Source organism: Pedobacter sp., from assembly GCF_040513095.1.
Classification (GTDB): domain Bacteria; phylum Bacteroidota; class Bacteroidia; order Sphingobacteriales; family Sphingobacteriaceae; genus Pedobacter.
The window spans coordinates 49,537-58,899 of record NZ_JBEVDX010000178.1 but is presented as its reverse complement, the minus strand read 5'-3'; the positions used below and the strand labels follow the sequence as shown (position 1 = coordinate 58,899).

The window sequence follows — 9,363 nt, the reverse complement described above, 5'->3', positions numbered from 1 at the left end:
ATGCAGTTTTCAACCAATTACAAGTCAAGGGATCTATAGCTTATTATCAACTCAAATCTGGTAAAGAGATTGATTTTATCCTTAACAAAGAGGCTTGTTACGAAGTAAAGGAAACAGCTACAGAAAGTGATCTCAAAAACCTGATGGCACTTGCAAAAAATCTCAGTATAGAAGATTGCAATGTGATTGGAAGAAACCCGGCCAAACTATTCGATGGGTATATCTGGGGCGGGTTTATCCATTAACTGGTTACATCCACTTACTCAGATAAGCACCAAAAGGCTCCTTGTACTGCTCCCCTACTGTGATGGTAAGCTCTCCGATATTAAGGCTGTTCTTGGTAACTGAATTCACCTTATCCAGTGATACGATATAAGAGCGGTGAACCCGCATAAAAGACTTTTGGGATAACTTCTGTTCAAGGGCCTTTAACGTAATCAGCGACAATACAGGCTTGGGGGTGCTTTCGAGATATACTTTTGCATAATCCTTCAGTCCCTCAATATACAAGATATCACGGGTTGCAATGCGCACCAGCTGGTACTCCACCTTCAGAAAAATATAGTCGTCTTCCTCAGCAGGTGCAACAGCCGCTGGCGGCGCAGGAGCAGGTTTTATTAACTCGGCATATGCCATAGCTTTATTGGCAGCGGTGAGGAACTCTTCATAGTTGAAAGGCTTAAGCAGGTAATCCAGCGCATCCACCTTATATCCTTCCAGTGCGAAATTATTAAAGGCAGTAGTAAAAATCACCCTTGGCCCGGCACTTCCCGGCTGGCGGTCAAGTATCCGCGCCAGCTGCAGCCCCGTAAGATCAGGCATCTGGATGTCCAGAAAAATCAGGTCGATCTGCTGACCGTGGATCATTTCCAGCGCTTTTACCCCGCTGGAGAAACTCCCCGCAAGATGAAGGAAGGGGGTACTCTCTATAAAACTACAAACCAGACCCAGGGCCAGTGGCTCATCATCAACGGCTATACAATTCAGGATCATCGATTACTAAAGTTAAATGAACAACAAATTCATTGCTTTCCTCGACCTTCATGGCCGAAAAAGTATGTTTGTCAGGATATAACAAATCCAGACGTCTTTTGGTATTGCTAAGGCCAATGCCACCATAACTGTCTACAATCTCGGCATTTTCATTAAAGATCGTATTGACAACTTTCAGCTCCAGCACCTTGGCCTCGAGGCTCAGCTCAATGCGGATAACCGATGGCTCTACAGAACTTACCCCATGTTTAAAGGCGTTCTCGATATAAGGCAGGAAAAGCATAGGTGCAATATTGATATCCTGTCCCACCAGGGGCCCCTCAAAGGAGACTTTGGTAGTATCGTTTAAACGCAGTTTCATCAGCTCAAGGTAATCCACGATGAATGATACTTCCTTGCTGAGTGGTGTAATCCCCGCCTGAGTATCGTAGAGCAGATAGCGCATCATTCTGGACAATTTATGCAGCGCCCTTCTGGAATTCTCTACATCCACATGTGTAAGTGCATAGATGTTGTTGAGGGTGTTGAAGAAAAAATGTGGGTTAATCTGTGCTTTGAGAAAGGAAAGTTCCGAGCCGATCCTCTCTTTGTCAAGTTCCTCGCGCAGTTGTTTATCGGCCTGCCATTTCTGGATTAGCGTAACACTGGTGCTGATCCCTACAATCATCAGGGTCATCATGATCTGGAAAATGTCCAGACGGTCTTTTTTTCTGAATGGCCTCACTATCCCCCCGGCATTGAAGGCCTTTTCCAGCAGTTCAGGAAGACGCAGGGAATCATCCAGCAAATTCACCACAGGGCTGATGGCAATGATAATAGCCAGGATCACCAGGATAAAGCCAAGGTTATTGTTCTTCATCAGCAACTGCGGAACAAAGATATTACTGTTCAGATAAAACACTGCAACGAGCATGATCAGCACGCCGCTCTGTTTGATCCAGAACTGGTAAGGCAGGGATATATTCCAGCTCATAGGCTGGTAAAAGAGCAGGATGAATGCAAAAAGCATCCAGACCAGCAGGTGCAGCAATATGGTGATGTAAGCTCTGTTTTTTACTGGATTCATGTTTTCCAATTTAGGCATGATAACTGCATGCAAGGTAATCAACACGCTCTTCAATGTCCAAATATTTACGTCGGTTGCTTTTTGTTGCCCGTCGTTATATTTCCGGGGCCGGTCTATTGTGTTTTTTTAAACCCTTAAAGAACTGTTGATTTGAGCATTAAACACAGCTATTTTGAGAAATACAAAGGATTTTTAAACACACTATATGTTAAAGCTAACCATTAAAAGTATGCTCCTGCTCTTTCTGGGCTGCTCCTCTTTAAGGGGTTTTAGCCAGGACAGCACAGGAAAATCCCTGCCGCCGGTCTGGGACCTGGCTACCTGCCTGGAGTATGCAAAGACCAATAACATCACGCTGAAGAACCTGCGGCTGGACACGAAAAGTGCAGAGCAGGATAAACTGCTGGCGAAATCGGCTTTGCTGCCGGACCTGTACGGATCAGGATCCCTGTCGTATAACCACTACAACCGGAATACCAACGGTACAACCTCGGCAATCAACTCTTCCGGATCATACGGCATAAGTTCTGCCTGGACGCTTTACCAGGGCGGATACCTGAAAACAGATATCAAACAAAAAGATCTTTCGGTACAATCGGCAAATTTTAATGTGCTGGTAAGTGAAAATGATATTACCTTACAGATTACCCAGGCATATCTGAATATCCTGGTGGACAAGGAAAGTATCATTTATAACAAAGACCTGGTTAAAACTTCGATTGCGCAGCTTGCACAGGCGAAACGCAGATTTGATGCAGGAACCGTTGCAAAAAAGGTAGTGATCCAGTTTGAGGCCCAGCTGGCGACTGACCGCTACAACCTGACGGCTGCTGAAAATGCGGAACGCCAGGACAAGATTACGCTGAAACAACTGCTGCAGCTAGGACAGACACCAGAATTTGATGTGGTAAAACCGGATACGGTGATCTCGGATGCTGCGGTGCCAGACCTGCCAACGGTACAAAAGTACGCACTGGAAAACCGCCCCGAAATCAAAGGTGCCGAACTTGCGGTACGCATTGCCGATCTTGACCTGACAAAAGCTAAATCAGGTTACCTGCCTACCCTTAGCCTGGGCGCTGGCATAGGAACAAGCTTTGCAAAAGATCCTACCTACAATACTTTCAGACAGTTTGATAACAACTTTTATCAGCAGGCGGGTCTGACCTTATCTGTACCAATCTTTACGAAGAGACAGAACAAGACCAATGTGGCAAAAGCGAGGATTGCAATAGACCAGACGAGAAATACCCTGGAGAATGCAAAGACCACACTATCCCTGACTACTGAACAAGCCTTTATCACGGTGCAGAATGCAAAGACGCAGTTCACTTCGGCCTCCGAAAACCTGGTTTACAATAAGGAGCTGTACCGGATTTCGAATGAGGAACTAAGGATCGGAACGGCGAACATCTACGATTTTTATCAGCAGAGAAACCTTTACGTGCAGTCGCTGCAAAGCTTTATACAAGCAAAATACAATGCTGCCCTGGCAGTGAGAATTTATGAGTTTTACCTTGGAGTACCTATTAAATTATAAAACATGAAGCCTAAAAAAATTATCTTGATTATTGTTACTATCGTGGTCGTGCTGGGCCTGATATGGTATTTCTTCATGCGGAACAAGGAACAGCCTGCAACGGTAACTACTGAAAAACCGGAAACTGGTGCGATCTCTACAAGTGTAACTGCTACAGGTACAATACAACCGGTAGATACGGTAACTGTAGGTACGCAGGTTTCAGGAACGTTGTCTGCAATGTATGCAGATTTCAACTCAACGGTAAAAAAAGGACAGCTGCTGGCTGAACTGGATCCTATACTGCTTCAGGCTACTGTAGACCAGGCCAAAGCAAGTCTTGCGCAGTCGCAAAGTAATGTGATCTATCAGGAAGCTAATTTCAAACGTCAGGAGTTGCTTTACAAAACTGATGCGATCAGCAAGGCCGAATATGACCTGGCAAAAAATACGTACCAGGTAGCGAAGGCCAATGTAAACAATACCAAAGCACAGTTAAGATCAGCAGAAAGAAACCTTTCCTTCACTAAGATCTACTCGCCTATCGATGGTGTGGTACTGGGCAGAAGCGTAAGTATCGGCCAGACAGTAGCGGCAAGTTTCAGTACGCCAACACTGTTTACCATTGCAAAGGACATCACCAAAATGCAGGTGGAAGCAAAAGTAGATGAGGCCGATATAGGTAACGTGGTAAAAGGACAGCGTTCTACTTTTACAGTGGATGCATTTATAGATGATACTTTTAATGGTACCGTAAAAGAAATACGTTTGCAGCCGGCAATATCGTCGAATGTGGTGACATACACTACGATCATTGACGCACCGAATGACGATAAGAAGCTGAAGCCGGGAATGACGGCCAGTATTATAATATACACAAAAGAGGTTAAAGATGCTCTACTGATCTCGGCGAAGGCCCTGAAATTCCGTCCGGATTCTACCCTGGGCAAGGAATATGAAATTGTTCCGATCAAAGGTTTGGGTGATAAAAAATCAGGCATGAAAACAGGTGCAAGATCAGGATCGGACCAGAAAAAAACAGTGACTGCTGCCAGCGGCGAGAAAACAGAGGTAGTGAAGAACGAACCGAGTTTCGTATGGCTGGTTCAGGGCAAGAAACTGGTGCAGAAACAGATTAAAACCGGGCTGAACGACAATACACACGTGCAGGTACTGGAAGGGTTGACTTCAGGTGATGTGATTGCCTCAGGTTCTGAGCAGACCGCCAAAGGTGCTCCGGCGGGAGCAGCATCCAGCCCTTTTATGCCGAAGAGACCAGGTGGAGGAAACAGACGATGAGCAGCAAGATCCTTGAAATAAAAGATGTTAAACGTGAATTTATCATGGGCACCGAAACGGTCCGCGCTTTGAAAGGGGTATCGTTTGATGTGAATGCCGGAGAGTTTGTAACCATCATGGGAAGCAGTGGTTCGGGCAAGACTACCCTGCTGAATATGCTGGGCTGTCTGGACAAACCTACTGAAGGCACTTACATGCTGGATAATGTAAATGTGAAGGAACTGTCTAAAGATGAACTGGCGAAGCTGAGGAATACAAAGATTGGCTTTGTCTTCCAGGCATATAACCTTCTTCCACGTACAACAGCGTTGGAAAACGTAGAACTGCCATTATTATACAATCCCCTGATCAGTTCGCAGGAACGCAGGGACCGAGCTATTGCGGCATTACAGGCGGTCAAATTGGATGGACGATTTGACCACACACCAAATCAGTTGTCCGGCGGTCAGCAACAGCGTGTTGCGATCGCCCGGGCGCTGGTGAACGAGCCGGTGATGATCCTTGCCGATGAGGCTACAGGTAACCTGGACACGCGTACTTCGTATGAGATTATGGCGCTGATGCAGGACCTGAATGCGAATGGCAAGACGATTGTATTTGTAACGCATGAGCCTGACATTGCAGGATTCAGTACACGGACAGTGATGCTGCGCGATGGCAAGGTGCAGAAAGATACAGAAAATGTGAACCGCCGTTCTGCAAAAGAGGCATTGGCATCATTGCCGGAATCAGACGATTATTAAAATAAGCTGCATGAGTTTGCTTTTTCGCTCTGCAAACTGTTTGGCCGCTAAACAATTTCATAAAAAAATACCTGCATCTGTTATCAATAATAGGATGCAGCTCATGACAATTATAATCTAATGAATACATTATTATGAAAATCATTAATCTTATACTTCTGGCAATCAAAGCACTGCAGCGGAACAAACTCCGGGCATTGCTGACGATGCTGGGCATCATTATAGGGGTGGCTTCGGTGATCACGATGATGTCTATCGGGGAAGGCTCCAAGCAAAGTATCAACAACTCCTTATCGAGCATGGGATCCAACATGATTACGATCATGCCGCAAAGTAATGAACCAGGGGGCGCCAGGATCATGGGAAGCAGTTTTAAAACGCTGACCATTAAAGATGTGGATGCACTGAGAAAGAATGCGCCACATATCGCAATGATCTCTCCGCTGGCTTCATCCTCCGGACAGTCGATCAATGCCGGGGCCAACTGGCCAACTACTATACAGGGTGTAAGCCCTGAATACCTGGAGATCCGTAAACTAACTGTAAAGGACGGAATTATTTTCTCTGATCAGGACGTGAAGTCTTCTGCGAAGGTTTGTCTGCTGGGTAAAACGGTTGTGGACAACTTATTTCCTGGTGGCGAAAGCCCTTTAGGTAAAGTTATCCGCTTTGGAAAGATCCCCCTGCAGGTGATCGGTGTGCTAACCCCGAAAGGAACAAGTAATTTTGGACAGGATCAGGACGATATTATCATTGCTCCCTACACAACTGTTCAGAAGAGGGTATTATCCTCAATCTATTTCAATCAGATCTATGCATCCGCAACGAAAGAAGATGACTCTGACGCAGCCGTTGATGAATCTACTGCTGCACTGAAAGTAACACATAAAATAAGGGAAGGAGAGCAAAATGATTTCCAGATCAGGACACAGGCAGAGCTGATGACAATGCTGAATTCGACGAGCAGCATGATGACCGCCCTGCTGACTGCCGTAGCGAGTATTTCACTGGTGATTGGCGGGATCGGGATTATGAATATCATGTATGTTTCTGTGACCGAAAGAACGCGTGAGATTGGCTTAAGGATGTCTATCGGCGCCCGCGGTATTGATATCCTGCTTCAGTTTCTGATTGAAGCTGTGATGATCAGCGTTACCGGCGGAGTGATTGGTGTGGTACTGGGAATTTCTGCAGCGATTATTATCCCTGCGATGCTGAACTGGCCAACTGTAATTTCTGAATCTTCGATTGTAATATCATTCCTGGTTTGTGCCGTTACCGGTATATTTTTCGGCTATTATCCCGCATTGAAGGCTTCGGGGCTTGATCCTATTGAAGCCTTGAGGTACGAATAAAGATTCTCATTTCTAATACCTACGGTCCGGTTCCCATGAGCCGGGCCGTTAAAGTTTTTCATCAGCTGCCACATTCGCCTCTTAAGACAAAATGAATATTACTTTTTTATTCGAATATCAAAACTGTAATCATTTGCATCCAGAATTTTAAGAAGTGGTAATTTGTCCGATAGCGGGTTGATTAGATAATTATATTCTTTATTTACAATAATAGATGGCAACCTAATGCCGAGACAATCCTTTTCCTGGAATAATTTAGCACCGAAATTTTTGGTAGACTGTGGACTGGGATCATGTTGCCAGTCACCAGGCAGTTCAGAAATATCGAAAGACCTGAACTCTTTCTCGGGAACTTCATATGTTATTAAATTCAAGTTCCTGGGAATTTCATCTGTTTCAGTATTAGCAGCGTATTCAAGAATTGCCAGAGCCCTGCTTTCAGCGGCATATATACAGGGTACACCAACATGATTCCATCTTCCTCCGAATAATTTTGAACCAACCCCTTTTAAATTCCTTGAGTAAGGTTGTCTCGACAGCCTGTATATCTGCATCCTTTAAGAATATATCCCATGATCCAGACGACCGATAATTGCCGTCACCTCCTTTAAACCGGCCATAGTATCTAAAAGATTGAGAGGAATTTTACCTCCAAGAGCCCGGTTGGGATTTCGCAACCATCGCTCAAACATATTCTTGTCATCGAACACCTCGAGACCATATTTGTACATCATTGACATTGCGTTGAGCCGTTGGCTGTCTGCATCAGCTTCGGTTTGCGAAGGTTTAGTCGTAAATGGATCGTGAGTTAGGAACCATTCCGACATTTCTGTTTTTACCTGTTTCATACTTTTGGAATTAGATTCAAGTTTAGATGCTCATATTCAGGTTTACTGCTGTCGTTACTTTGATGCTAAAAGTATCTTGATGTTCATCTCTCTAATAATATGGAGCATGCCTCAAAACTTAAATAGTTTCTTAATAGAACAAATATAATAACATTATTTCTTAAAACAAGAATATTTAACAAAATTAATCGTGCCTTGTGCCATCCTGCACTTTGAATACATGGAGCACCGCAGGGAATAAAGCATCCATGCTTTCCTGTACGCCCTTAACTGAACCAGGCAGGGTAATGACAAGTGTACCTTTAATAAAACCAGCTACGCCTCTGGAAAGCATTGCATAAGGCATCCTTTCCTGACCATACTTGCGCACATTTTCCATAATACCAGGAACCTCTCTATCCAGCAATGTTCCTATAGCGTCAGGCGTAACATCTCTTGGAGACAATCCGGTTCCACCCGTGAAAATAACTAAGTCATATTGCTGCGAAACAAGCTCCATCACCTTTTTCTGAATCTGATCAAAATCATCTTCAATAATATCATAATGATTGGTTTCAAGTTTGAACTGCTCAAGCTTAGTGATGATCGCTTTGCCAGAGCCATCCTGTTTTTCGCCTTTGGCAATACTGTCTGAACATACAACAACAGCACATTTCAGTGAACCTTCTTCAGGAAGTTTATACTGGCTTTTGCCTCCTGACTTATGATCGAGACGGATATTGGCGATTTCTATCCCCTTATCTATCGGCTTCAGCATATCGTACAGGGTAAGCGCAGTAACCGAAGCTCCATGCATCGCTTCTACTTCGACCCCGGTTTTGTATACAGTATGCACCTCTACACGGATCACGATGTTTAATCCTTCGATCTCGTGCGAGATCGCAGTATATTCTATTGGCAGCGGATGGCAGTCAGGAATAACATCACTGGTCTTTTTAACGGCAAAAAGACCGGCAACCCTCGAAAACTCAAAAACATCGCCTTTTGGCACCTTCTTCTGCACGATGGCATCAATTGTATGCTGACCGGAAACTTTTACTGTAGCAATGGCAACAGCCTTTCTGAGGGAATTGGATTTATGGGTAATGCTGACCATTATTTATTTTCTTTCCACTGGTGAGATTCGTCTGTTAATATTTCTTTGCCCCAGATAGGCAGCTCTGCTTTGATCCGTTCTACAAGTTCGTCACAAGCCTCCATGGCAGCTTTGCGGTGCCGCGAGGAAGTGAATACAAACAGGCAGATTTCGCCCGCTGCTACCAGCCCAAGGCTATGGTGGATATGCATGCAGGTAAGCGGGTATTTTGCAAATATTGCTTCCCTGATCTCATACATCTTTTCAAGCGCAAGCTCTTCGTAAGCAGTGTAATTTATGCCGGTAACCTGTGCATCACCAATCTGATCGGCCCGTACCTGGCCAAGAAATATACTGTGTGCCCCGATATCGGTTTTGGTATGGTGTTTCCGGATGCTTTCTGCAATAGTATCAGCTGCGATCGCTCCATCAACAAATATATTTCTCAATTTCTTTTCTCTCATT

General features: G+C 44.7%; 11 protein-coding genes. 5 read left to right on the top strand and 6 right to left on the bottom strand.

The features are described from left to right. On the top strand, positions 1 to 245 hold a 245-nt coding region (locus ABWY16_RS19870), incomplete at its 5' end, for a hypothetical protein (protein ID WP_353906413.1). A 4-nt stretch (positions 246 to 249) separates the two neighbouring features. On the opposite strand, the gene ABWY16_RS19865 is transcribed toward ABWY16_RS19870, so the two are convergent. Beyond that, the gene (locus ABWY16_RS19865) at positions 250 to 993 is read right to left on the bottom strand and encodes a LytR/AlgR family response regulator transcription factor (protein WP_353906412.1); all 744 of its coding nucleotides are present in this window, start codon (positions 991 to 993) and stop codon (positions 250 to 252) included. Beyond that, positions 968 to 2,059, bottom strand: a complete 1,092-nt coding sequence (locus ABWY16_RS19860) for a sensor histidine kinase (protein ID WP_353906411.1) — start codon at positions 2,057 to 2,059, stop codon at positions 968 to 970. The genes ABWY16_RS19865 and ABWY16_RS19860 overlap by 26 nt, the downstream gene beginning before the upstream one ends. A gap of 205 nt (positions 2,060 to 2,264) precedes the next feature. Between ABWY16_RS19860 and ABWY16_RS19855 the strand changes: the two genes are divergently transcribed. From ABWY16_RS19855 to ABWY16_RS19840, 4 genes are all read left to right on the top strand, one after another. Further along, positions 2,265 to 3,599, top strand: a complete 1,335-nt coding sequence (locus ABWY16_RS19855) for a TolC family protein (RefSeq protein ID WP_353906410.1) — start codon at positions 2,265 to 2,267, stop codon at positions 3,597 to 3,599. 3 nt (positions 3,600 to 3,602) lie between these two features. Beyond that, on the top strand, positions 3,603 to 4,877 hold the full coding sequence (locus ABWY16_RS19850) for an efflux RND transporter periplasmic adaptor subunit (RefSeq protein WP_353906409.1): 1,275 nt from the start codon (positions 3,603 to 3,605) through the stop codon (positions 4,875 to 4,877). Next, complete coding sequence (locus ABWY16_RS19845) at positions 4,874 to 5,620, top strand: ABC transporter ATP-binding protein (RefSeq protein ID WP_353906408.1); 747 nt, start codon at positions 4,874 to 4,876, stop codon at positions 5,618 to 5,620. Before ABWY16_RS19850 ends, ABWY16_RS19845 begins: the two co-directional genes overlap by 4 nt. 134 nt (positions 5,621 to 5,754) lie before the next feature. Continuing rightward, positions 5,755 to 6,975 carry an ABC transporter permease gene (locus ABWY16_RS19840; protein WP_353906407.1) on the top strand — a complete coding sequence of 407 codons (1,221 nt, stop codon included), beginning with the start codon at positions 5,755 to 5,757 and terminating at the stop codon, positions 6,973 to 6,975. A 98-nt stretch (positions 6,976 to 7,073) separates the two neighbouring features. Here ABWY16_RS19840 and ABWY16_RS19835 read toward each other — a convergent pair whose 3' ends face one another. From ABWY16_RS19835 to ABWY16_RS19820, 4 genes are all read right to left on the bottom strand, one after another. Next, positions 7,074 to 7,529 carry an RES family NAD+ phosphorylase gene (locus tag ABWY16_RS19835; RefSeq protein ID WP_353906406.1) on the bottom strand — a complete coding sequence of 152 codons (456 nt, stop codon included), beginning with the start codon at positions 7,527 to 7,529 and terminating at the stop codon, positions 7,074 to 7,076. A gap of 3 nt (positions 7,530 to 7,532) precedes the next feature. Continuing rightward, on the bottom strand, positions 7,533 to 7,823 hold the full coding sequence (locus ABWY16_RS19830) for an antitoxin Xre/MbcA/ParS toxin-binding domain-containing protein (RefSeq protein WP_353906405.1): 291 nt from the start codon (positions 7,821 to 7,823) through the stop codon (positions 7,533 to 7,535). 184 nt (positions 7,824 to 8,007) lie between these two features. Next, the gene (moaCB, locus tag ABWY16_RS19825) at positions 8,008 to 8,919 is read right to left on the bottom strand and encodes a bifunctional molybdenum cofactor biosynthesis protein MoaC/MoaB (protein ID WP_353906404.1); all 912 of its coding nucleotides are present in this window, start codon (positions 8,917 to 8,919) and stop codon (positions 8,008 to 8,010) included. Then, positions 8,919 to 9,362 carry a molybdenum cofactor biosynthesis protein MoaE gene (locus ABWY16_RS19820; RefSeq protein WP_353906403.1) on the bottom strand — a complete coding sequence of 148 codons (444 nt, stop codon included), beginning with the start codon at positions 9,360 to 9,362 and terminating at the stop codon, positions 8,919 to 8,921. The genes moaCB and ABWY16_RS19820 overlap by 1 nt, the downstream gene beginning before the upstream one ends. Position 9,363: the final 1 nt, after the last annotated feature.